Source organism: Pseudomonas sp. B21-059 (assembly GCF_026016285.1).
Taxonomy (GTDB): Bacteria; Pseudomonadota; Gammaproteobacteria; order Pseudomonadales; family Pseudomonadaceae; genus Aquipseudomonas; species Aquipseudomonas danubii.
Window position 1 is genome coordinate 2545372 of record NZ_CP087201.1, and the last position, 24348, is coordinate 2569719.

At 65.3% G+C, this 24348-nt stretch carries 19 protein-coding genes; 15 read left to right on the top strand and 4 right to left on the bottom strand.

Annotated elements, in window-relative coordinates; translation table 11 throughout:
- Positions 1-915 precede the first annotated feature (915 nt).
- The 6 genes from LOY69_RS11655 (at position 916) to LOY69_RS11680 (ending at position 7837) form a co-directional block, all read left to right on the top strand.
- Positions 916-1818, top strand: a complete 903-nt coding sequence (locus tag LOY69_RS11655) for a PhzF family phenazine biosynthesis protein (protein WP_265074587.1) — start codon at positions 916-918, stop codon at positions 1816-1818.
- Positions 1815-2411 (top strand): hypothetical protein, encoded by a 597-nt coding sequence (locus tag LOY69_RS11660; RefSeq protein ID WP_265074588.1) that lies wholly within the window; start codon positions 1815-1817, stop codon positions 2409-2411. The genes LOY69_RS11655 and LOY69_RS11660 overlap by 4 nt, the downstream gene beginning before the upstream one ends.
- 272 nt (positions 2412-2683) lie before the next feature.
- Positions 2684-3658 (top strand): porphobilinogen synthase, encoded by a 975-nt coding sequence (hemB, locus tag LOY69_RS11665; RefSeq protein WP_016962997.1) that lies wholly within the window; start codon positions 2684-2686, stop codon positions 3656-3658.
- Positions 3659-3769: 111 nt separating this feature from the next.
- The gene (locus LOY69_RS11670) at positions 3770-4291 is read left to right on the top strand and encodes a sigma-70 family RNA polymerase sigma factor (RefSeq protein WP_102864158.1); all 522 of its coding nucleotides are present in this window, start codon (positions 3770-3772) and stop codon (positions 4289-4291) included.
- Positions 4288-5259: a FecR domain-containing protein gene (locus LOY69_RS11675; RefSeq protein WP_265074589.1), complete on the top strand. Its 972-nt coding sequence runs from the start codon at positions 4288-4290 to the stop codon at positions 5257-5259. The genes LOY69_RS11670 and LOY69_RS11675 overlap by 4 nt, the downstream gene beginning before the upstream one ends.
- A gap of 103 nt (positions 5260-5362) precedes the next feature.
- Positions 5363-7837: a TonB-dependent siderophore receptor gene (locus LOY69_RS11680; protein WP_265074590.1), complete on the top strand. Its 2475-nt coding sequence runs from the start codon at positions 5363-5365 to the stop codon at positions 7835-7837.
- Positions 7838-7878: 41 nt separating this feature from the next.
- On the opposite strand, the gene LOY69_RS11685 is transcribed toward LOY69_RS11680, so the two are convergent.
- Entirely contained in the window at positions 7879-9429 is a 1551-nt protein-coding gene (locus LOY69_RS11685; RefSeq protein WP_110652941.1) for an FAD-dependent oxidoreductase, read from the bottom strand.
- Between the two features lie 63 nt (positions 9430-9492).
- Positions 9493-10107 (bottom strand): LysE family translocator, encoded by a 615-nt coding sequence (locus LOY69_RS11690; RefSeq protein ID WP_265074591.1) that lies wholly within the window; start codon positions 10105-10107, stop codon positions 9493-9495.
- Positions 10108-10583: 476 nt separating this feature from the next.
- On the opposite strand from LOY69_RS11690, the gene LOY69_RS11695 reads away from it, so the two are divergent.
- Positions 10584-11675: a DUF1615 domain-containing protein gene (locus tag LOY69_RS11695; RefSeq protein WP_265074592.1), complete on the top strand. Its 1092-nt coding sequence runs from the start codon at positions 10584-10586 to the stop codon at positions 11673-11675.
- Between the two features lie 108 nt (positions 11676-11783).
- Here the strand turns inward: LOY69_RS11695 and LOY69_RS11700 are convergent, their stop codons facing one another.
- Entirely contained in the window at positions 11784-12581 is a 798-nt protein-coding gene (locus tag LOY69_RS11700) for a DUF4349 domain-containing protein (RefSeq protein ID WP_102880000.1), read from the bottom strand.
- A gap of 197 nt (positions 12582-12778) precedes the next feature.
- Here LOY69_RS11700 and LOY69_RS11705 point away from each other — a divergent pair, with 197 nt between their 5' ends.
- A complete protein-coding gene (locus LOY69_RS11705; protein WP_213666078.1) occupies positions 12779-13198 on the top strand; it encodes a PaaI family thioesterase in 420 nt (139 codons plus the stop codon).
- A 440-nt stretch (positions 13199-13638) separates the two neighbouring features.
- Here LOY69_RS11705 and rtcR read toward each other — a convergent pair whose 3' ends face one another.
- Entirely contained in the window at positions 13639-15231 is a 1593-nt protein-coding gene (gene rtcR / locus LOY69_RS11710; protein WP_265074593.1) for an RNA repair transcriptional activator RtcR, read from the bottom strand.
- A 204-nt stretch (positions 15232-15435) separates the two neighbouring features.
- Between rtcR and LOY69_RS11715 the strand changes: the two genes are divergently transcribed.
- From LOY69_RS11715 to LOY69_RS11750, 7 genes are all read left to right on the top strand, one after another.
- The gene (locus tag LOY69_RS11715) at positions 15436-16986 is read left to right on the top strand and encodes an RNA-binding protein (RefSeq protein ID WP_265074594.1); all 1551 of its coding nucleotides are present in this window, start codon (positions 15436-15438) and stop codon (positions 16984-16986) included.
- 754 nt (positions 16987-17740) lie between these two features.
- Positions 17741-18967 (top strand): RtcB family protein, encoded by a 1227-nt coding sequence (locus LOY69_RS11720; RefSeq protein ID WP_060838629.1) that lies wholly within the window; start codon positions 17741-17743, stop codon positions 18965-18967.
- Between the two features lie 4 nt (positions 18968-18971).
- Positions 18972-20315: a PBS lyase gene (locus LOY69_RS11725; protein WP_265074595.1), complete on the top strand. Its 1344-nt coding sequence runs from the start codon at positions 18972-18974 to the stop codon at positions 20313-20315.
- An 18-nt stretch (positions 20316-20333) separates the two neighbouring features.
- Positions 20334-20978, top strand: coding sequence for a hypothetical protein (locus LOY69_RS11730; RefSeq protein ID WP_265074596.1), 645 nt, complete (start codon positions 20334-20336; stop codon positions 20976-20978).
- A gap of 16 nt (positions 20979-20994) precedes the next feature.
- Positions 20995-21783, top strand: coding sequence for a nucleotidyltransferase domain-containing protein (locus tag LOY69_RS11735; protein ID WP_265074597.1), 789 nt, complete (start codon positions 20995-20997; stop codon positions 21781-21783).
- Positions 21784-21791: 8 nt separating this feature from the next.
- The gene (gene rtcA / locus LOY69_RS11740; protein WP_213666083.1) at positions 21792-22820 is read left to right on the top strand and encodes an RNA 3'-terminal phosphate cyclase; all 1029 of its coding nucleotides are present in this window, start codon (positions 21792-21794) and stop codon (positions 22818-22820) included.
- Positions 22821-23127: 307 nt separating this feature from the next.
- Positions 23128-24246 carry a site-2 protease family protein gene (locus tag LOY69_RS11750; RefSeq protein WP_265074598.1) on the top strand — a complete coding sequence of 373 codons (1119 nt, stop codon included), beginning with the start codon at positions 23128-23130 and terminating at the stop codon, positions 24244-24246.
- The last annotated feature ends 102 nt before the right edge of the window (positions 24247-24348 follow it).

The window sequence follows — 24348 nt, forward strand, 5'->3', positions numbered from 1 at the left end:
ATATCCATTGCTGCGGTAACGGCCACTTAGGGTTTCGCCCTTACGGCGACTCACTTTTGTCAAACGACACAAAAGTAAGCAAAAAGTCTTGCCCCTCCATACGGCCCCTCGCTAGGGCTCGGGGTGCCCTCTCTCCGGCATTGCTCCCGGGGGCCCGCCGCCAACCGGCCATCCCTGGCCGGGTGGCGGCTAGCTCGGCATCCATGCCGAGCTGCCCCCTACGCAACGCCTGCGCTCGGCCTGCTGGGAAGGGGCCTGAAGATCAAGATCAAGATCAAAAGCCAAAGCCAAAGCCAAAGCCAAAGCCAAGGTGCGCAGGCCGTCTTCTTGTAGCCGCTGCCGCAGGCTGCGAACGAGCGCTCGCGCTCGCAAAACCAGGCGGCGCGATATGTCAGGAATATCGGGGAGGCAGGTTTAGCGTCTCCTGCGGAGCCGTTCGCAGCCTTCGGCAGCGGCTACACGTAACGCTAACGGCAATGAAACAGGTCGGCCGGCAGGCCGCCGTCAGATTTTGCCTTTGCTTTTGATCTTGCTTTTGATCTTCCTGCCCCCTTAGACACGATGGCCGAACGCAGGCATTGAGCCGTGGGTAACCCGGCAGGACGCCGGGTTAGCCGCACTGGGCCAGGGATGGCCCATTGCGGCGGCCCACGGATCAATGCCGGAGAGAGGGCATGCCGAGCCTAGGCGAGGCACCGAGTGGAGGGGCAGGAGCCTTTGGTTACTTTGGGCTTTTCAAAGTGACTCGCTGTAAGAGCGAAACCATAAGCAGCCGTAACCGCAGCAATGGATATGTACCCCATCCCACTCGCTGTAAGAGCGAAACCGTAAGTGGCTGCACCCGCAGGAACGGATATGTACCCACCCCCCAACCCATTACAATCACCAACCGCTCCCCCCACAGGCCCCCTCTAAATGCCCGCCCTGAACTTCAAACAAATCGATGTCTTCAGCGCCACCCCCTTCAAGGGCAACCCCTTGGCCGTGGTGTTCAACGCCGACGACCTCAGCGACGAACGCATGGCCACCTTCGCCACCTGGACCAACCTCAGCGAAACCACCTTCCTGCTCAAACCCCGCGACCCCCGGGCCGACTATCGCCTGCGGATCTTCACCACCACCCAGGAGCTGCCCTTCGCCGGTCACCCGACCCTGGGCAGTTGCCACGCCTGGCTCGAAGCCGGCGGCGTGCCCCAGGGCGAGGAGATCATCCAGGAGTGCGAGGTGGGCCTGGTGCGCATCCGCCGTCAGGGCAATCAGCTGGCCTTTCTCGCGCCGCCGCTGCTCAAGTCCGGCCCGGTGGAGCCCGAGGTGCTGGAGCAGGTGCGCCGTGGTCTGCGCCTGGCGCCCGGGGACATCGTGCAGGCGCAGTGGGTCGACAACGGCGCCGGCTGGCTGGCGGTGATGCTCGGCGAACGCCAGCAGGTGCTGGACCTGCAACCGGACTACCCGGAGTTGGTCGGTCTGGCGGTCGGAGTGATCGCGCCCTGTGACCCCGAGCGCGATGACAGCGACGCGCAGTTCGAGGTGCGGGCCTTTATCGCCGGTGATGGCATGCCCGAGGACCCGGCCACCGGCAGCCTCAACGCCGGCCTCGCCCAGTGGCTGCTGGGCGCCGGGCTGGCACCGGCTCGCTACCGCGTCAGCCAGGGCCTGAGCATGGGCCGGGCAGGGCGGATTGACGTGGAGCAGATCGGCGATGAAATCTGGATCGGCGGCATGGCGCGAACCTGCATTGAGGGACACTTGAGGCTTCTCCAAACCAGTGAGCAAGCGTGTGGGAACACACCTTCGCCGACTGATCCGAGGCATCCATGAGCGCGCTGAGCCCTGGCGATTTTGCAGGCCCCGGCACGCACAAGCCGGCACGGCTCCGGTGCACCTGGGCCCAGGTTGGGTCCTGCAAGGGCCGGCTGCTGCGGGCCGGCCTGATGGGTTTGCTGGCCCTTGAGCCCGTGCTTTGCAGCGCAGAAACCACGGCGGTCAAACAACAGCCCGGCCCGGCAACCTTGCCCGGCAAGACACCGCGCAGCGATTCCGCGGCATCCGCCAGCGTGGCGGCCACGCCAGGGGACAAGGGCGTGGCGCTGAATGCCACGTGCAACCTGCCGCTCAAGCCATCCGCCGGCAAGGTCGTGGAAATCTATTGGACCCAGGGCCCGGAGAATCGTCGCGTTGTGGGCCGCGAGGTTGACCATTACGTCGATCTCAATCTGATCGTTAAAACTGTGGGTTACCGGCCTGGCGAGTGCATCGAAGCGACGATTCAAGCCGAAAAGGCTGACGATGAAGTTGCCGACGGGATCAAGAAAATCGTGCTCAGGGGAAAGGTTGACGACAGCGGCATGGCCTACTTCAAAACGCCTCTGAAGGACTACACCCTCAATTTGCAGGGCAGCGAGCCGCCGTAGTGTGCGCAACCGTGCGGGAACCAAGCGCCGCTGCAAGATTTGTCGCGCGCCGGTTTTCAATGGCGGCTGCCGCTGTTGCGTCAGATGGTCGCAGGCTGGCCGCGTCGAGGGGCCGACACCCCCCTGAATCGCGGGGCCTGGCAGGTATTGTTACGGCATCGGCAAGGCTCTCTTGAGCTGTGCGGGTTTGTACCCTGGCGGCTCTGGGCATAAGCTTTCAGCCTTTTTTCGCCATCGCTCGTGTTATCCCGCGCTCAGCCTTAGGAAAAATCATGTCCAGCCAGTTCCCAGAAGCCCGTCCCCGCCGCCTGCGTCGCTCCGAACAACTGCGCAGTCTGTTCCAGGAAACCGAATTCACCCTCAACGATCTGGTGCTGCCGATTTTCGTCGAGGAGGAAATCGACGATTTCGTGCCGATCAAGAGCATGCCCGGGGTGATGCGCATTCCCGAATCCAAGCTGGCCGGGGAGATCGAGCGCTACGCCCGCGCCGGGATCAAGTCGGTGATGACTTTCGGTGTGTCGCACCACCTGGACTGTGACGGCAGCGATACCTGGAAGGAAAACGGCCTGGTGTCGCGCATGTCGCGCATCGCCAAGGACGCGGTGCCGGAGATGATCGTGATGTCCGACACCTGCTTCTGCGAATACACCGAGCACGGCCACTGTGGCGTGATGCACGGCCATGAAGTGGACAACGACCAGACCCTGATCAATCTCGGCAAGCAGGCGGTGGCCGCGGCCCGTGCCGGCGCCGACGTGATCGCGCCGTCGGCGGCCATGGACGGGCAGGTCCAGGCCATCCGCCGGGCCCTGGACGCCGCCGGGTTCACCCAGACGCCGATCATGGCCTATTCCACCAAGTTCGCCTCGGCGCTCTACGGCCCGTTCCGCGAAGCGGGCGGCAGTGCGCTCAAGGGTGACCGCAAGAGCTACCAGATGAACCCGATGAACCGTCGCGAAGCGGTGCGCGAGTCCCTGCTGGACGAGCAGGAAGGCGCCGACTCGCTGATGGTCAAGCCCGCCGGGGCCTACCTGGACATCATCCGTGACATCCGCGAGGCCTCGCGCCTGCCGGTGGCGGCGTATCAGGTCAGCGGCGAGTACGCGATGATCAAGTTCGGCGCCCAGGCCGGGGCCATCGACGAGCAGCGCGTCGTGCGTGAGAGCCTGGGTTCGATCAAGCGCGCTGGTGCTGACCTGATCTTCACCTACTTCGCCATGGACCTGGCCCTGGCCGGGATCTGACCAGGCCCCCGCCGTACCGCCACGAACGTCGTCCGGCGTTCGTGGCTCTTGCCAAGACTTCCGCCCCTACATGACAATGCGATTCATTATCAAATATGAATCCTTATTGTCATGCCCGCCGACGACTTATCCCTGCGCAGTGCCGTCACCGATCTGTACACCCATCACCACGGCTGGCTGCAGGGCTGGTTGCGCCAGCGCCTGGGCAACACCTTCGATGCCGCCGATCTGGCCCAGGACACCTTCGTGCGGGTGCTCAAGGCGCGCAATGCCCTGGAGATCCGCGAGCCGCGGCCCTACCTGTCGCGCATCGCCAATGGCTTGCTGATCGATCTGTTTCGCCGCCGCTCCCTGGAGCAGGCGTACCTGGAGGCCCTGGCGCTGGTGCCCGAGGGCGAGCAGCCGTCGCCGGAGGAGCAGAACCTGATGCTCCAGGCACTGTTGGAAGTCGACCGGCTGCTGGACGGCCTGGGGGCCAGGGTCAAGCAGGCTTTCCTGCTGTCCCAGTGCGACGGCCTGACCTACGAGCAGATCGCCGAACGCCTGCAGATCTCGGTGCGCAGCGTCAACAACTACATGGCCAAGGCTATGGAGCATTGCTGCCTGATGCAGATGCGGATGCAATTGTCATGAGTTTTGCCAACCTGCAACTGAGCGTGAGTGAGCGCCAGGCCATCAGCGGCGCGGCGCGCTGGTATGCGCAGTTGCGCTCCGGCACCGCCAGCGAACAGGAACAGGCAGCCTGGCGCGAATGGCTGGCCGCCGACCCCTTGCATCGCCAGGCCTGGGAACGCATGCAGCAACTGGGCGAGCAGATGTCGGCCTTGCCTGGTGGCCTGGCCGGTTCCACCTTGCGCGGGGCCGGGCGCTCGCGCCGCGAGCTGATGCGCAACCTGGTGGTGCTGGCTTCGGCCGGCTCCCTGGGTTGGCTGGGCTGGCGCAGCGACAGCGCCCAGCAATTGCTGGCGGACTATCGAACCCAGGTCGGCGAGCGCCGCGAAGTGCGCCTGGCGGACGGCAGCGCATTGCTGCTCAACACCGACACCTCGGTGAATGTGGCTTTCGACGGTCAGCAGCGCCGGTTGCAGTTGCTCTGGGGCGAGATGCTGGTGAGCGCTGGCATCGATGCACTGCAAAGGCCATTGCGGGTCATCACCCGCCACGGTGAGGTCCAGGCCCAGGGCGCGCGTTTCGTGTTGCGCAGCGAAGAGCGCGAGGATCAGGTGGCGGTGCTGGAGCAGGGCGTGCAGGTCAGCCTGGGCAACGGTATGGCGTCGCGCCGAGTCGAGGCCGGCCAGCAACTGGCGTTCAGCGCTGGAGGCTTTGCTGCGCTGCGGTCCAGCGATGCGTCGGTGGGCGCCTGGCGCCAGGGCAGTATCATCGCCCTCGACCGCCCCTTGGGGGACTTGCTGGCGGACCTGTCGCGCTATCGTCGCGGTGTGGTGCAGTGCGATCCGCAGATCGCCGGACTGAAAGTCTCCGGGGCCTTTCCCATCGATGACACCGATCGCGCCCTGGCGGCGCTTGAGAGCGGTTTCTCGCTGCGCATCGAGCGCTACACCCGCTATTGGGTGCGGGTGTCCCACCGCCGCCTCGGCTGAAACCAAACGGTAAAAATAATTATTCCGGTCTTTGCACTTTTGCCCACTCTGATCCGGCTCATCCCCCAGTGGATTCATTTTCAAGATCGGGGGAAGGCAAAGCATGTCTGAAGTTCACAAGTCGAAGTTGGCCCAGGCCATCAAGGTCGGGCTCTGGGGCGCGCTGGCGGTGTATGGCGCGGCGCTGCTGCCGTTGACCGCGGTGGCGGCCAGCGAACAGACGGCGGTGCGCCGCTTCGATATTGCCGCCGGTGATCTGACCGAGGTGCTGAGCCGTTACGCCAGTGCTGCCGGCGCGGCCATTTCCTTCGATGCCCGGCAGACCGCCGGCCTGCGTTCGGCGGGGCTCAAGGGTGAATACGGGGTACAGGAAGGCTTTGCGCGGATTCTCGCCGGCAGCGGCTGGCAGGCCGAGCCGCAGAGCAACGGCAGCTATGTGCTGCGCCCCGTGCCCCAGGGCAGCGGCACTCTGGAGCTGGGTACCACTCAGGTGCAGGGTCAGGAGCTGGGGGCCACCACCGAGTATTCCGGTTCCTACACCACCGGCGCGGTGACCATCGGCAAGGGCCAGCACTCGCTGAAGGAAACCCCGCAGTCAGTGACCGTGATCACCCGCAAGATGCTCGATGACCAGAACCTCAACACCATCGACCAGGTGATGGAAAAGACCCCGGGCATCACCCTCTACGACTCGCCCATGGGCGGCAAGTATTTCTACTCCCGGGGCTTTCGCATGACCGGCCAGTACCAGTACGACGGCGTGCCCCTGGACATGGGCAACAGCTACGTGCAGGCCGACAGCTTCAGCAGCGACATGGCCTTCTATGATCGGGTGGAGATCCTGCGCGGCGCCGCCGGCATGCTCAAGGGCGCGGGCGGCACCGCCGGTTCGGTGAACTTCGTGCGCAAGCGTGGCCAGGCCACGCCCCACACCCAGCTGATGATGTCCGCCGGCAGTTGGGACAACTACCGGGCCCAGGTGGACACCGGCGGGCCGCTGAACGATGCCGGCACCATTCGTGGCCGGGCGGTGGTGACCCAGCAGACCCGGCAGTACTTCTACGACCTGGGGGAGCGCAAGGATCAGGTCTACTACGGCGCCCTGGATTTCGACCTCAGTGACGACACCACCCTGGGCCTGGGCATGGCCTATGAAGACGTTGACTCGCGCCCGTGCTGGGGCGGCCTGCCGCGCTACAGCGACGGCAGCGACCTCAAGCTCGGCCGTTCCACCTGCCTGAATACCGCCTGGAACAACTCGCGCAGCAAGCGCGCGACCTATTTCGCCGACCTCAAGCAACAGCTCAACGATGACTGGGCGCTGAAGGTAGCCGGGGTCTACAGCCGCAATACCCAGGACATCGAGTACGCCTTCCCCAGCGGTTCGGTGCCGGTGGGTGCCAGCCGCTCCAGCACCCTGATGCTGGGCAGCACCTATGACTACGATCAGGTGGACTACGGCTTCGATGCCTATGTCGACGGCCACTTCCAGGCCTTTGGCCAGGAGCACGAACTGACCTTCGGCGCCAACGCCAGCCGTTCGATCAAGGACGACTTCTACGCCGTGGCCGGTTTGCCGCAGCGGCAGAACGTGCTGGACCCCGATCACCACCTGCCCAAGCCCGATGACAGCTACTACGAAAGCAATTCCACCCGGGGCGGCCCCAGTGATCTGCGCATCCAGCAGCAAGGGCTGTATTCCACCCTGCGCCTGAAACTCGCCGACCCGCTGACCCTGGTCATGGGCAGCCGGGTCAGTTGGTACAAGTCGCAGAACGATGCCGTGGCCTACTGGCGCGACACCCGCACCCCCAGCAGTGCCCGTTCCAAGGAAACCGGCGAGGTCACGCCGTTCGCCGGGGTGCTGTACGACCTCAACGACAACCTCACGGCCTATGCCAGCTACTCCAGCATCTTCACCCCCCAGGGCAGCTATCGGACCCTGGACGGCGCCTCCCTCAAGCCGCTGGTGGGCAAGAGCTATGAAGCGGGGATCAAGGGCGAGTGGTTCGACGGTCGCCTGAACAGCGCCTTCAGCCTGTTCCGCACCATTCAGGAGGATGCGCAGCAGGACGACCCGGCCTGCCCGGACAGCACCTGCTCGTTGAACTCGGGCAAGGTCCGCGCCCAGGGCTTTGAAGCCGAAGTCAGCGGTGAGGTGATCGAACGCCTGCAACTGCTGGCCGGCTACACCTACACCCAGACCAAGACCCTGGAGGATGCCGACAGCAGCAAGAACGGCCAGTCGTTCAATTCCTACGTACCGCGGCACCTGCTACGGGTGTGGGGCGACTACCAGCTGGGCGGTGCCCTGGAACGCTTCACCGTGGGGGCTGGGGTCAACGCCCAGAGCGACAACTACCGGGTCTCGCCCATCAGCGGCAATCACATCAGCCAGGCCGGCTATGCGATCTGGAACGGCCGGATCGGCTATCGCATCGACGACACCTGGTCCCTGGCGCTCAACGGCAACAACCTGCTGGACAAGCGCTACTACACCACCGTCGGCACCGAAGGCTTCGGCAACTTCTACGGCGATCCGCGCAACTTCACCCTGTCGGTCAAGGCTGACTTCTAAGCCCGGCCCCGGCCCCGGCTGCGCAGTGCGTCGAGCGCGGATCAGCGCGGTTTGAGGGCGGCCGGGCTGTTCTGCGGAGAGATCTCGCGTTCGCGGAAATAACGCTCCAGCACCCGCGGATCGGCCGAACGTTCGGCCAGGGCCACGTAGGTGTCCGGGCGCAGCAGGTACAGGGCGTTGCGCGCCAGCCCCGCGCGGGCGTGGGCCGGGCGCCAGTCGAAGACCCGCAACGGCACCCGGTGTTCGGCGCACCAGTCCTGCACCGCGTTGCTGGTGACGCCGTAGACATGCACCTGCCAACCCAGGTACTCCAGGCTGTCGAAGTTGTCGTGCTCGCCGTCCCTGACCCAGGGCAAGCGGTCGCCGCCGTGCACCGGGCCGACGCCACCGGCACTCAGGGGCATGCCCCGGTAGTTGAGGGTGATCTGCGACACGGTGCGAAAGAGAAACTCCCGGGCACTGTCGAAGGCGGCGATCTTCGGCAGCAGCAGGGGGGCCAGGCGGGTGCGTACCAGGTAGGCGACCGGGCCGTCGGCGGTGGCGAAGCTGAACACCCGGTCGGTGGTGGCCACCAGGCGCCGGGCAAACTCCATGCGTTCGATTTCATAGCTGTCCAGCAGGCTTTCGGCGCTCTTGCCGCTGAGCACCGCCGCCAGTTTCCAGGCCAGATTGATGGCGTCGCCGATCCCGGTGTTCATGCCCTGGCCACCGGCGGGGCTATGGACGTGAGCGGCATCCCCCAGGAGAAACACCCGTCCCTGGCGAAACTGCTCGGCCACCCGGTGGTGCACCTTGTAAGTGGAGAACCAGTTGACTTGGGTGACGTTGACCTTGAGCTGATGCATGGCGCGCTGGCTGACGTCTTCGAAACGCAGGTTTTCCGGGTGCTCGGCGCGCTCGTCGCGCACGGTGCCGATCAGCCGCGCGCGGCCGCTGTGGGCCAGGGGAAACACCGCGAGAAAGTCGGCATCGTCCAGGTCCACGTGCAATTGGCCGTCGATGCTCGGGCCGTCGGCCTCGACATCGGCGACGTAGAACACCTGTTGGTAGGTGCCGCCGGGAAAACCCGTGCCCAGGGTCTTGCGCACCGTGGAGCGGGCGCCGTCGCAGCCGGCCAGGTAGAAGGCCTGGCAATGTTCCTCGCGGCCGTCGGGGCCACGCAGGCGAGCGTTGATCAGGTGGCCGTGATCGGTGAAGGCCAGCAGCTCGGTGTCGCGCTCGACGCGCACGCCCAGCCGTTCCAGGCGTTCGATCAGCAGTTGCTCGTGCTCGTCCTGGGGAAAGATCTGCAGGAAGGGGTAGGGCGTCAGGTCTTCGCCGATGGCGTTGAACGGCAGTTGCGCGGCCCGCTCGCCGCGGACCCAGAGGTTGACCGCCGGCACGTGGTGGCCGCGTTCGACGATGGCCTGGGTCAGGTCCAGCTGGCGATACAGCTCCAGGGTCCGGGCCTGGACCGCCAGGGCCCGGGAGGTGGTGCCCGGGCCCAGGGTCTTGTCGATGATCCGTACCTTGACCCCCTGCTGGCGCAGCCAGAGCGCCAGCACCAGGCCGGTGGGGCCGGCGCCGATGATCAGTACGTCGCTGCAGTTCATGTGTTTGCCCTCGCTAAGAGATCAACGTTATGCATCTGACTGCGGGCGGCGCCTGCCGCGGGGTCAACGCTGGGCGAAGGCCAGGTTCAGGCCCAGTCCCGCGAAGCTTGCGGCAAAGCTGCGGCGCAACCAGTTCTGGACTTTGGGCGACTCGATCACCGCGGTACGGAACAGATTGGCCAGCAGCCCGTAGAGCACGAACACGAAGAAGGTCATGGTCATGAACACGCCGCTCAAGAGCAGCATCTGCGGGATCGGATCGCTGCCGTCATGGGCGATGAACTGGGGCAGGAAGGCCAGGAAGAAAATGGTCAGCTTGGGGTTGAGGATGTTCAGCAGGCAGGCCTTGAGCATCAGCGCGCCGGCGCCGTGGCTCACCGTGTTGCTGTCCACGGCAAAGGCCGAGCGATCACGCCAGGTGGCATAGGCCAGGTACAACAGGTAGGCGACCCCGGCGAACTTCAGGCCCTGGAAGGCCAGGGCGCTGGTGTGCAGGATCGCCGACAGACCGAGGATCGAGGCCAGCAGGTGGGGGACGATCCCGGCGGTGCAGCCGATGGCGGTGAACAGGCTGGCGCGCTTGCCGGCCACCAGGGCGGTGGAAATGGTCAGGATCACGCCGCTGCCGGGAATCAGCACGACAATCAGGCTGGTAAGCAGAAAATCCAGGGTCAACATCCGGGTGTCACTCCATTGAGGGCGGGGTCATCAAAGTACACCCAGCCACACCGCCAATAGAAGGATTTTAGCCTGTAGCCGCTGCTGAGCCCGCGAAGCTGCGCGAAGGTCCGCAGGACCTTGCCTGGCGATCGCCAGCCAAACCTCTATCGATCTTGAGAACCCTGCGTCCCTACGGGCCGTTCGCAGCCTGCGGCAGCGGCTACACAAATCCCGGATCGGCATTGGCCCTGTAGCCGCTGCTGAGCCTGCGAAGCTGCGCGAAGGTCCGCAGGACCTTGCCTGGCGATCTCCCGCCTAACCTCAATCGGCCTTGAGAACGTCGCATCCTTGCGACGGAGTGCCGCCCAAGCCGTTCGCAGCCTGCGGCAGCGGCTACAGGGGCGTGGCGGGAACAGCGCTCGCATTCTTTGGTCGAACGCCCCATGCCGCTGCTTTACTTGCACGGCCCTCGTCCAGCCATCTTGCGGAGTCCCATGATTTCCTCTCGTCTTCTCAGTTGCTGCCTGGGCCTGTCGCTGCTGGCCGGTTGCGCCAGCTCGCGCGGCCCCCAGGCGCCGGTGCTGACCCCGGAGCAGACCCAGGCGCGCATCCTGCGCCTGCTGCCGGCCCAGGTCAGCGACCGCCCGGGCTGGGCCCGGGATATCCAGGTGGCCTTCAGCGCCCAGGGCCTTGAGCCGAGCCAGAGCAACCTGTGCGCGGTGCTGGCGGTGACCGAACAGGAATCCACCTTCAAGGTCGATCCGACAGTGCCGGGCCTGGGGCGCATTGCCCGGGAGGAAATCGACCGCCGCGCGGCCAAGGTGCATGTGCCAGCGCTGCTGGTCAGTGCCGCCCTGCAAGTGCGCGGCGCGGACGGCCAGTCCTACAGCCAGCGTCTGGCCAAGGCTCGCAGCGAGAAGGAGCTGAGTGCGATCTTCGATGACTTCATCGGCATGGTGCCCCTGGGCAAGGCCCTGTTTGGTGGCTTCAACCCAGTGCACACCGGCGGGCCGATGCAGGTCAGCATCGAATTCGCCCAGCAACAGGCCCAGGGTTATCCGTACCCGGTGCAGGACTCGATCCGCCATGAAGTCTTCAGTCGCCGTGGTGGCATGTACTTCGGCATCGCCCACCTTTTGGGTTATCCGGTGGACTACCCGCAGCCGCTGTATCGCTTCGCCGACTTCAACGCCGGCTGGTACGCCAGCCGCAATGCGGCTTTCCAGGCCGCGGTGAGCCGCCTCAGCGGGATCAAGCTGGCCCTGGATGGCGACCTGATCCGCTATGACTCGCTCCTGCCCGGCAGCACCGAACTGGCGGTGCGCACCCTGGGCAAGCAACTGGGGCTGCGCAACCCGCAGATTCGCGCCCAGCTGGAAAAGGGTGACAGCCAGGCCTTTGCACAGACCGAGCTGTACCGCCAGGTATTTGCCCTGGCCGACCGCGCGGCGGGCCGACCCGTGCCGCGCCAGCAACTGCCGGGCATCGAACTCAAGAGCCCGAAGATCACCCGCCAGTTGACCACTGCCTGGTTCGCCAAACGCGTGGATGAACGCTACCAGCGCTGCCTGCAAAGGCCGCTGTAACCCCAAGGGCCTGCCCGTTGTAGGCGCTGGCTTGCCAGCGAAGACGCCCGCCAGGGCGATGCAAGGCTTGCGGTCCTGTTCGCCGGCAAGCCGGCTCCTACGGCGGGGTCAGGGGCGACGGCGGACGAACTTGCGCCACAGCCACACCCACAGCATCGCGAGAGGGAAGGCCAGGATCACGAAAGGCAGGGCATAGCTGCCTTTCTCCAGGGCTTCGGCTGTGCCGTCGGACAGGTTGTCCAGCAGGTTGCTGAAGGCGCGCTTGAGACTTGAACCGCGTTCGGCGCCGTTGCTGGGCAGGAAGTTCAGGGTCAGGCGGTTGGTGTCCAGGCGACGCTGTTGTCCGGCAGCTGTCTGGGCCAGCGCTTGCAGGTCATTCTCGATGCCCGCCTGCTCCTTGCTCAGGGCGATCAGGTCGCTGACGCTGATGTCCTTGCGCGCCGCCAGTTCATCCAGGCGCTGTTGCTGGGCCTTGAGTCGCTGTTGCTGGCGTTGCACATCGGCCACGGCATCGGCCAGGTCTTCGGCGCTGGTGATGCGCTCACCCAGTTCGGCCCCTTGAGACGCCTGCTGGACGATGGGCTCGACCCCCTCCGGAACGATTCGCAGCACCACCCGGGCGCGGTACGGGCCTTGCTCCAGGAGCAAGATGTTGCAGGGGCCGAACTGGGCTTTTTCGCAGGCTTCACGGGTTTGTGTCAGGTGCGGGCCGATTTGCTCGGCAGGCAGGGACAGGGTCAGTTCGTGCTCGTAGGCCAGCAGGGCGCCGGCCTTGCCCTGGGCCCCACCGAGGGCCACCGCAGAGCTGTTGTGATCACTGGGAGAGCAGGCGCTGAGGGCCAGTGCACCGAAGAAGGCAAAGGCCAGTCGGCGGCGGATGGCAGGGTGATCGTCCTGATGCTGCATGGAGGCTCCTTGAGTACTTGAAATTGCGGCTAGTGCGCAGGTGCGCATCTTACTGCTGTTCCCAGGATCACCACGATCGCGGCGCAACTTATTTTCGCCAATTTGCCTGGCTGATGCTCATAGGCATCGTGGTCAATCAGGGCTACACCTGTCGCCCTGTGCAACCCTCTGTCACCCAGCGGTTCAAGGAGAGCCTCATGAGCCAATCGGACATCCCCCAGGGCTTCAGTCCCTTGCCCCGCAGCAGCCCGCTGCTGGAGTTGATCGGCCCGGTCTATGGTCGCGGCAGTGGCCGCGAGCTGTGCCTGGGTCTGCGTGCCGATGCCCGCCACGCCAATGGCCGGGGCACGGTGCATGGCGGCATCATCGCCACCCTGGCGGACGTCGGCATGGGGTATGCCATGGCGTTTTCCAGCGAACCGCCGTTGCCGCTGATCACCGCCAGCATGACCCTCGACTACCTGGGGGCGGTGCGGGTGGGGGAATGGATCGAGGTGCGCCTGGAGCATGCCAAGCGCGGTCGGCAGATGGCCTTTGCCACGGTGCTGCTGCGGGTCGGCGAGCGTGAAGTGGCGCGGGCCAGTGGCGTCTTCGCCGTCCCAACTGCAGCCCTGTAGCCGCTGCTGAGCCTGCGAAGCTGCGTAAAGGTCCGCAGGACCTTGCCTGGCGATTGCCAGCCAAACCTCTATCGATCTTGAGAACCCTGCGTCCCTGCGGGCCGTGCGCAGCCTGCGGCAGCGGCTACACAAATCCCGGATCGGCATTGGCCCTGTAGCCGCTGCTGAGCCTGCGAAGCTGCGCGAAGGTCCGCAGGACCTTGCCTGGCGATCGCCAGCCAAACCTCTATCGATCTTGAGCACCCTGCGTCCCTACGGGCCGTGCGCAGCCTGCGGCAGCGGCTACACAAATCCCGGATCGGCATTGGCCCTGTAGCCGCTGCTGAGCCTGCGAAGCTGCGCGAAGGTCCGCAGGACCTTGCCTGGCGATCGCCAGCCAAACCTCTATCTATCCTGAGAACCCTGCGTCCCTACGGGCCGTGCGCAGCCTGCGGCAGCGGCTACAGCTGCTTCCAGTCCAGGCCGAAGCGCGCCAGGTATTTGCGCAGGCGGTCGGCGTCGTTGGGGTTGGCCTTGCCCAGGCGTGACACGCCGAACAGCCGGCGCCCGGCGTCCGACAGGCTGTCGGCGCGACGGCATTCGGCAATCACCGCCTTGAGTTGCAGGCGGTCGAACAGGTCCAGCTCTACCTCGTCGCCCAACAGTTCCTGCAGTTCATCCTCGGCATTTTCCAGGCCCCAGGCGTGGCGCAGGCGCTGGATTTCCTCCTCGACCTGGGCCTGGTCGATGCGTCCGCTGTCGGCCAGGGTGGCCATGCGGGTGATGGAGGCCGACAGTTCGCGGAAGTTGCCCAGCCACGCCGCTTCGCTGGAGCTGGCAAAGGCCAGGTAGCGGCGCCGTGCTTCCAGGTTGAAACGCACCAGTTGCCCTTGCTCCCGGGCGTGGCGTTCCAGCTCGAAATCGATGTTCGGCTCGATGTCCTCGCGGCGTCCCGCCAGCCCCGGCAGGTTGAAGGTCCAGAGGTTGATCCGCGCATACAGGTCTTCGCGGAACAGGCCCTGGGCCACCCGGCCGCGCAGGTCGCGGTGGGTGCCGGCGATGATCAGGAAGTCACTCTCCACTTCCTGGTCCGCGCCCATGGGGAAGAAGCGCTTTTCCTCGATGGCCTTGAGCAGCATGGCCTGTTCGTCCAGTCCCAGTTCGCCGATCTCGTCAAGAAACAGCATGCCGCCGTGGGCCGCCCGCAGCAGCCCCTCCCGGGCGTTCTGGGCACCGGTGAAGGCGCCCTTGATATGGCCGAACAGCGCCGACATGGCACCGTCACCGCGCAGGGTGGCGCAGTTGACCTCGACAAAGCGTCCCTGCACCTGGTGCCGGCCGCGCTTGAGTTCATAGATGCGCCGGGCCAGGAACGACTTGCCGGCACCGGTGGGGCCGATCAGCAGCATCGGCGCCTTGGAGCGCACGGCGACCCGCTCGATCTGTTCGATGGAGCGGTTGAACGCCGGGTTGCGGGTGGCGATCCCGGACTTGAGGAAGGCCAGGCCTTCCAGGCGCTTGTGGGCAAAACGCGAGGCGATGCGGTCGTAGCGCGACAGGTCGAGGTCGATCAGGGCATGGGTGCCGGTGGCGTGTTCGCTGGGGTCGCGGCGCCGGGCCGGCGAGGTCTGGATCAGCCGGGCCGGGAGGTAGCGCGCCTCGGTCAGCAGGAACCAGCAGATCTGCGCCACGTGGGTGCCGGTGGTGATGTGCACCAGGTAATCCTCGCGCTCGGTATCGAACGGGTAGGCGCTGGTGAAGTCGTGGAGGGCGCCGTACACCTCTTCAAAATCCCAGGGATTGTTCAGGCCCATGGGGTGCAGGCGCACTTCGGTTTCCGGCGACACCTGGCGCACATCGTTGGCCACCCGTTCGGCCAGGCTGATATCCCGGGCGTCCAGGCCGTGGATCAGTTCCAGGCGCTGGATCAGCACGTCCTGCTGCTGGCACAGACCGACCGTGGGGCGCCAATGGCTCCAGCGATTGGCGCCCTTGCCGACGCGATCGAGGGTGGAACCGACAAAACCGATGGCGACCGTGGGCTTGCTCGACATGTTTATACCTGATGATAAAAAGCGATAAGCAAAGATATAAAATTATCGAGGCGATTGTCTTGTCGAATGCTCAGTGAAAAAGTGAATAAAAATAATATCGTTATAAATCAATAAGTTAAAAAATAATTTGCTGAAAAATAAAAACCTGGCACAGCGGCTGCAATGTATCTGGCAACGAACGAGACAACAGAGCGAGACGCCAAGATGGCCAACTTCCAGCTGTTCAACACCCAACAGGCAAAAGCGCCAGTGAGCACCACCCTGAACGCTTCCAAGGCCGGGGCTTATGCCTACAACGCCAAGCATCGCGTGGCCCAGCTGGCGGTCACCGGTTGCCTGAACTCGACCTTCTACACCTCGCCTGAAGGTCAACTGGAAGCGGTGCTGCAACTGGTGAGCCAGCTGGACAGCCGCTTCGTCGCCCAGGCCGCCCGTTACGCTCGGCAGCAAGGCCATATGAAGGACATGCCGGCGCTGCTGCTGGCGGCGCTGACCGCACAACGCTCGGCCCTGGTGCCGGAGCTGTTCGCCCAGGTGGTGGACAACGGCAAGATGCTGCGCAACTTCGTGCAGATCCTGCGCAGCGGCGTGACCGGGCGCAAATCCCTGGGGTCGCAGCCCAAGCGTCTGGTGCAGAACTGGTTGAACACGGCCACCGAGCGTCAATTGCTGCAGGCCTCGGTGGGCAACCAGCCGTCCCTGGCGGACGTGGTGAAAATGGTTCACCCCAAGCCAAGCGATGCCTGGCGTGAAGCCTTCTTCGCCTGGTTGATCGGCAAACCGGTGGATGTGCAGGCGCTGCCTGAGCTGACCCGCGAGCTGCTGGCGTTTCGTAGCGGGGCGACAACTCAGGTGCCGCAGGTGCCGTTCCAGTTGCTCGGCAACGAGACGCTGAGTGCTGAACAATGGGCGGCACAGGCCCGCAACATGGGCTGGCAGGGGCTGCGCATGAACCTCAACACCCTGGCCCGCCACGGCGCGTTCCAGGTGCCGGGTTGCAGCGAGTACGTGGCGGCGCGGCTGGCGGATGCGGGGGAGGTGGCCAAGGCCCGGGTCTACCCGTACCAGTTGCTGGCGGCCTACCGCATGGCTGGCGAGGACGTACCGCAAGCGGTCCGCGAGGCGCTGCAGGATGCCCTGGAGCTGTCCCTGGCCAACGTGCCGGCGCTGGCGGGCAACGTGGTGGTCTGCCCGGATGTCTCGGGCTCGATGCACAGCCCGGTTACCGGCTATCGCCAGGGCGCCACCACTGCGGTGCGTTGCATCGATGTGGCGGCCCTGGTGGCGGCAGCGGTGTTGCGCAAGCAGCCGGCGGCGCGGGTCATGCCGTTCGAGCGGGGTGTGGTGAACATCCACCTCAACCCGCGGGACAGCGTGATGAGCAATGCGCAAAAGCTGGCGAACATCGGCGGAGGCGGGACCAACTGCTCGGCGCCCCTGGCCCAACTGGCCAACGCCAAGAGCCGCGTGGACACCCTGATCCTGGTCTCGGATAACGAGTCGTGGATCGATGCGCGGCGCCACGGCGCTACGGAAACCATGCGCCAGTGGGAGCGGATCCGGTCCATCAACCCGCAGGCGAAGCTGGTGTGCATCGATATGCAACCCGGCGCCACGACCCAGGCGCCAGACCGCGAGGACATCCTCAACGTCGGCGGCTTCAGTGACGCGGTGTTCGATGTGATCGAGCAGTTCACCGCAGGCAACTACGGTGCGCAGCACTGGGTCAAGGCAATCGAGGCGATGGCGCTCTGATCGCTGGAACATGAGATAAACCGTGCGCCGGCCAGCCGGCGCACACCACAGATTTTTTGATCATTGGCCCTGAATGCCGCTGTGACTACATCCAAAGGCGTCTCAGCAAATTTTGTCAGGGCCGGTGAGGGCACGAATGCCAGTGGCTGTACATCCTGGTTAAGCCGGTTCGAATCCGGCCATCAGTCACTACTTTTGTCGTGCCACCTTTTTTGCAGTTTTTGCGACGAATGCGGATGGAACTACATCCCAGGTTCGGGATGCGGGTTCGATTCCCGCCGGTGCTGGAAAACGGCGCCGTGGTTCAATGGTCAGAACACGAACGCATTGTTCCATCGACTCTTGTCGTCGCATCTTTTCCCCCGCCTCGGCGGGATGGCAGCGAATGCCACAGGTACTACATGGTGTCGCGGGTTCGAGCCCCGCCAGCCGCAAGGCTGTAGCTCAGTCGGTAGAGCAAATGTGCCTGTTCCCTTGTCGCTGCCCGCAGGCCCGGCCTGCACCGATTGACCCGGCGAATGCCGGTGGAACTACAGGACAGCGAGGTCGCGGGTTCGAGTCCCGCTCACTAGCTCAGAGGCAGAGCGCGCTGCATGTTCCACCTTCACTGGTCGCCGTCTGTACCGAACACCGCAACTCCGTAGGAGCTGGCTTGCCAGCGAAGAGGCCCTTGAGACCGTCTGCTGCGCCCCGGCTCCTACACAATCTATTGAACAAGGCCGAATCAGCGGCCACAGGAAAAAGAGTCAACGACATGGAACACAAAACCTACCAACTGCTGGAAGTGGCCAACGGCAAGCCGATCAAGATGTGGACCCAGGGCGTGCCGGTGGAAAACGAAGCGCGCCAGCAATTGATGAACACCGCCAAGATGCCGTTCATCTTCAAGCACCTGGCCGTGATGCCCGACGTGCACCTGGGTAAAGGTTCGACCATCGGTAGCGTGATCCCCACCGTAGGCGCGATCATCCCGGCGGCGGTCGGGGTGGATATCGGTTGCGGAATGATCGCTGCCCGTACCTCGCTGACCGCCTCCGATCTGCCGGATAACCTGGCCGGATTGCGTAGCGCCATCGAGGCCGCGGTGCCTCACGGTCGTACTTCGCCCCGTAGCGGTCGCGATAAGGGCGCCTGGGGTGATGTGCCGCAGCAGACCGATCAGGCCTGGGCTGCGCTGCACCCACGCTTCAAGGCGATCACCGATAAGTACCCGGCCCTGGCCAACAGCAACAACCGCCAGCACCTGGGAACCCTCGGCGGCGGTAACCACTTCATCGAGGTCTGCCTGGATGAAGCCAACCGGGTCTGGTTCATGCTCCACAGCGGTTCCCGTGGCGTCGGTAACGCCATCGGCAACCTGTTCATTCATCTGGCACAGGCCGATATGCGTCAACATATCGCCAACCTGCCGGACCGCGACCTGGCCTACTTCGAGGAAGGCAGCCAACACTTCGACGATTACGTGGAAGCCGTGGCCTGGGCCCAGGATTTCGCCCGGCAGAACCGTGAGCTGATGATGCAACTGGTGATCCAGGCCACCCGCAAGGTGATCAGCAAGCCCTTCGAAGTGGCGCTGGAGGCAGTGAACTGTCACCACAACTACGTGCAGAAGGAGCGCCACTTCGGTGAAGAGGTGCTGGTGACCCGCAAGGGCGCGGTGTCGGCGAAGAAGGGCGAGCTGGGGATCATTCCGGGGTCGATGGGGGCCAAGAGCTTCATCGTTCGCGGGTTGGGTAACGAGGAGGCGTTCTGCTCCTGCAGCCACGGTGCCGGGCGTACCATGAGCCGCACCAAGGCCAAGAACACCTTCACCCTGGCCGACCAGATCCGCGCGACCGCCCATGTGGAGTGCCGTAAGGACGAAGCGGTGATCGACGAAATCCCGATGGCCTATAAGGACATCGACCAAGTGATGCACGCCCAGCGCGAGCTGGTGGAAGTGCTGCACACCCTGCGTCAGGTGGTGTGCGTTAAGGGGTAGAACAATGGACGACATGGACGCCTTGATAGCGGCGCCGCCCGGCTGGCATTACCAGCTGAGCGACTACGAAGCCCGCCGCGTGCGGGAGGTGATGGACGAATTGGATCGGCACAGTGCCTGGCTGGAACTGAGCCGCTTCGGCAACGGTTTCGTGCGTCAGGCCGCCGTGCGCGGCCTGGCCGCACAGCCTTCGGCCGAGGCCCTGGCGGCCTTGCTGGAGCGCCTCAACGATTGGGTGCCCCAGGTACGCCAGGAGGCTGCCGCGGCGGTCGAGGGGTATCTGGCACCAGAGCGCGCCGAGCTGCTGTTGCAGAGCCTGAAACCGCTGCTGGCCCTGGCCGGCAAACAGCGCGCCGACCACGGCGCGACCCTGGAACGGGCGCGTTCGGTGTTGCAGTTGGCCCAGGTACGCGAAGAAGTTGAAGACGCCTTTGGTGATTGCCGGGGCAAGGCCGCACGCTTTGTCTTCGAGCTGTTGCTCGAAGGGGCGCAGGATCGGGCAGCGCTGCTGGCTCGGGCTCTGCGCCACAGTGAGGTCAGTGTGCGGCAGATGGCGGTGGATGCCTGCGCCGAACTGCCGGCCGCGCAGGCCGTGCCTTTGCTGGAAGAGGTGATGCACAGCTGCGGTGCCAGTGTGCGGGTCAAGGCGCTGCGCTTGCTGCTGCCGTTGCTGGCCGATCCTCGCGAGTATCTGAGTCAGGCCTTGCTAGACCCTTCGGGGGCCTTGCGTTGCCTGGCCCATTGGGCCGCGCCCCGTCACGGGCTGGACCCGCGCGAGGTGTTGCTGCAACGGCTGCAACAACCGGCACCACGGAACAAGCGTGCTTGGCTGGGCCTGTTGGGGCTGGTCAAGGAACTGCAGGAACCCATGGCTGACGCCATGGTGCGACAGGCCCTGGCCTCGCCGGCGCCGAGTGTGCGCCGGCTGGCCCTGCAGACCCTGGGCGAGCGTGGCATGGCCGAGCAACTGGCGGCCCTGGACGACGCCTCGGACAAAGTCTTCAACTGCGCCCTGGGCCTGTTGCACGAGCAACCCTGGGCGGTGTTCGACGAGGTCCTGGAGCAGCGTCTGGACCAGCACTGGCACGACCTGCCGAAGGCGCGGCGCTGGGCCCTGCTGGCTCTCAAGCCGGGCTGGCGCCAGTTGGAATACCTGCTGTGGCGCCTGGGGCAGGGCGGCAGCGAGGCCGCCTATTGGCGTGAGACTCTGGCGCGCTGGTGCGATAGCCGCTACGGGATGTTCGATCCGGTCACCCCCAAGCCGCTGCGCGAAGCCATGTTGCAGCGTGTGCAGGCGATGGAGGCAGCCGGTGAATTGCCCGCAGGTTCAGCCAAGCGCCTGCTTTGAAAAATGGAGAGAGCCTTTATGCAGCCGCGGCCACTGTTGACCCGGATGGAAGATGAACACTGCCGCGCGCTGCGCCAGCAACTGAAGGAGGTGTACTGCGTCTTCGATTTTGTGGTGCTGGCGGTCGAGCCCGAGGCTGAGGTGGATCAAGCCCTGCATCGCCAGGGCTTGCAGCACCTGTACCTGCAACTCATGGCCGAGCGCCGCGAGCGCTGGGAAACACTGCGCCAGGACCCGCGCTACGCCGACGTCGGCTTGACGTCGATGCGCTGGGAGCAGGAGCGGGCGGTGCCTGAGGCGCTCAGCCAGGAACAGGTCCGGCAGCTGGTCTGCGAAAACCTGGAGCAGCAGGACCTGGCCTTGTACCGGGCGTTTCGCCAGCCGCCATACGGGCTGCATTTCCCTGGCGGCGCCGAGCAGGCGCGGCAGGTTTACGGCCAATGGCTGGACGTGCTGGGGCTGGACCCCGAACAGCAGCCCCAGGTGATCAACTGGGTAGGCAACCTGGAACTGGACTTTCTGGCGCCGGACATGGGCCCGCACCTGCTGCCCTGGAGTGACTATTTCGACGAAGGCCTGGAGTGGTGGGGCGTCTGGTGCCTGACGGTGTGGAACCCCGTGCGCCGGACCCTGAGTGTGCTGGCTGCCAGCACCACCGATTGAACAAGGAAAAAGGATCATGGAACACCTGGAGCACCATCCCCTGAGTAACGCCATGCGCGAACGGGTATTGGCCGAGCTGGCGCGGATCGAGCGCGAGCGCAATGTGCAGGTGCTGTATGCCTGCGAATCCGGCAGTCGGGCCTGGGGCTTTGCCTCCACCGACAGTGATTACGACGTGCGTTTCGTCTATGTGGAAAAGCCCGAATGGTTCATCCAGGTGGATGCCGGGCGCGACGTGATCGAGCGGCCCCTGGATGACGAGCTGGACATCAGCGGCTGGGAACTGCGCAAGACCCTCGGGCTGTTGCGCAAGTCCAACCCGACCCTGCTGGAGTGGCTGGACTCGCCCCTGGTGTATCGCAGCGAACCGGCTGCCGCCGCGCGCCTGCGGGAGCTGGCGGAGGCGTTCTACAGCCCGCCGGCGGCACGCAATCATTATCTGTCGATGGCCAAGAAGAACTTTCGCGGTTACCTGCAAGGCGACAGCGTGCGTTTCAAGAAGTACTTCTACGTGCTGCGGCCGTTGCTCGCCGTGCGCTGGATCGATCAAGGGCGCGGCCGACCGCCGATGACCTTTGCCGATCTGCTGACCACCGTCGACCATCAGCCACTGCTGGACGAAGTGGCTGAGCTGCTGGTTTTGAAACGCTGCGCCGACGAGTCCGCCTACGGACCGCGGCGCCAGGCACTGCACGCCTTTATCGCCGCCGAGCTGGAACGCCCGGTGCCGAAACTGGCGCGTACCCATGAAGACAACGCGTTGCTGGACGCCTACCTGCGGGAAACCGTCCGGCACTACGCCTGAGGAATGAAATGAAACAGGATGTCATCGAACTGGACGGCGCCATCGGCGGCGGCCAGGTACTGCGCAGCGCCTTGAGCTTGTCGATGCTCAGCGGCAAGACCCTGCGTATCCATAATATTCGTGCCCGGCGCAGCCGCCCGGGGCTGCTGCGTCAGCACCTGACGGCGGTGCAGGCCGCGGCCCAGGTCTGTGGCGCCAAGACCTCGGGGGTCGAACTCGGCTCCCAGGCCCTGACCTTCGAACCGGGGCCGATCCGTGGCGGCGACTACCGCTTTGCCATCGGCACTGCGGGCAGCTGCACCCTGGTGCTGCAGACCCTGCTGCCGGCCTTGTTGCATGCGCCGCAGCCCAGCCGTGTGAGCATCAGCGGCGGCACCCACAACCCCCTGGCGCCGCCGGTGGATTTTCTCCAGCAAGCCTGGTTGCCGTTGCTGCGGCGCATGGGCGGGCGGGTGGAACTGCAATTGCTGCGCCACGGCTTCGTCCCGGCCGGCGGTGGTGAGCTGGAGGCCTTTGTTCAACCGTCGGTGCTGCAGCCCCTGCACCTTGAGGAGCGTGGCGCACTGTTGGGGAGTCGGGCCTGGGCGCTGAGCGCGGGCCTGCCCGAGCATGTGGCGGAGCGCGAGTTGCGCCGGGTGCACAATCGCCTGGAACTGCCGCGCGAGCACCTCACCCCGGTGCAGCTGGATGAACAATACGGCCCGGGCAATGTGCTGTTGCTGGAGTTCGCCTTCGAGCACCTGACCGAGCTGTTCAGCGGATTCGGCCAGAACAGCCTGCGGGCGGAAAAGGTCGCCGACGTTGCCATCGATCAGGCCCGCGCCTGGCTGGACTCCGGCGCGGCGGTGGCCGAGCACCTGGCCGATCAACTGCTGCTGCCCATGGCCCTGGCCGGCGGCGGCAGCTTCACCACGCCGTGCATGACCGAGCACCTGGAAAGCAATATCCGGGTGATCGAAGCGTTCCTGCCGGTGCGCATCGAGGCGCGTTCGCTGGGCGCGCACCTGTTGCGGATGGAGTGCCACGGCCTGGGATGACAGCCCGGGGCGCGAGGCCCTGGCGCGGCTCAACCCGCTGTTGCAGATGGCCACCCTGACGGCCGTATCCTCAGCGACAGCGCGGCGATCCTGATCCGCCTCGGCCCGGAGTGTCCCGACTCCGGGCTGCTGCCTGAAGCGCCGTCGGCCTGCGCATCTGCACAGGCGCTGGCTTGCTGGCGGCCCCCAGCGTCTGCAGTAGGCGGGGTGAGGGCGACAGGTTGAAGCGGCAGTTGAGTGTGTACCGGAGAAACTGGCAGTCTGCGCGCCCGCGCTGGTGTCGGTTTTTCTCACAAGGATGTACCCAATGGATGGCAATACCTGGCTCAAGGCCTTGAACGCACTGCTGACGCTTCTGCAACGCCTGGTGTTGCTCAGTGGCTGGTTTATCGCCGCGCTGATACTGGGGTTCACCATCAAGTCCGGGTTGCAGCCCTTTCTGGCGATGTTCCTGGCGTCGCTGCTGGGGGTGGTCGCGCTGGTGGTGCATGAGGGCGGGCATTACCTGGGGGCACGCGGGTGCGCCATGCCGGTGTTGCAGGTGCGGGTGGCCGCGGTGGAAATCCAGGTGCAGCGGCGCGGCTGGCGGTTGCGCTGGGCGCCGCAGCTCAAGCGCAATCGCCTGGGCGGTTATGTGATTGCCGTGAGCAATCTGCAACGCCCGCTGCGGCGGCAGTGGATGGTGGTGGTCCTCTGCGGGCCGCTGCTGAACCTGCTGCTGGGCGCCGCTGCCCTGGGGCTCGGGCTGTCCTGGTCCGGGGTGCCCGGGGCCATGGCCCTGGCGTTCGCCGCGATCAATCTGGCCATGGGCCTGGGGAACCTGATGCCGGCCTGGCGGGTGTCGCCCAGTGACGGGATGCTCCTGCTGGGCTGGTTTATGCATCGCGACGATCAACGCCCGGAGCTGGCCCAGGCGCGCCTGCTGGCCCAGACCGTGGCCGGGGTGCCCAGCGCGGAGTTGCCGGAGGAAGATCTGCAGCGTTTGGCCGAAGGCGCCATGCCCGGGCCGTTGCTCGCTTTCGGCTGTCGCCTCAATGCCCTGCAGGATCAGGGCGACTGGCCGGCCGCGGTGCAGATGGAACAGGCGCTGGAACAGCTGCTGGTGGCCCGGGCGACGGAGCTGAACGGCATGAGTGGCCTGATCGAATTGTTGCGTAGCGAATTGGCCTTCTGCCGCGCTTTTGTGCAGCGTGACGTCGCCCCCTTGAACAGCCCCCCGATGAGCGCCGAAGTGGATTGGAACGCACCCTGGCTGCGACCGCGTTGCCTGGCCTTGCAAGCCTTCCTGGAGGGCGACCGGCAGCAGGGCGAGCATCATCTGCAGCAGGCGCTGCAAGCGGCCAATAACAGCGTGGTGCTGGCCCAGGGCAAGAGCGAAGCGCTGCTGGCCGAATACCTGCGGGCGTTGCCGGCACCAGGCCGCTAAGGCCCCGGCCCACGGCATCGAACAGGCCGTTGTGCTGGCGCGGGCTTGCCTGCGAAGGTTTGCCGCAGGGGGACCAAGGTCTGTGCAGCGCCCAGCCGGTTT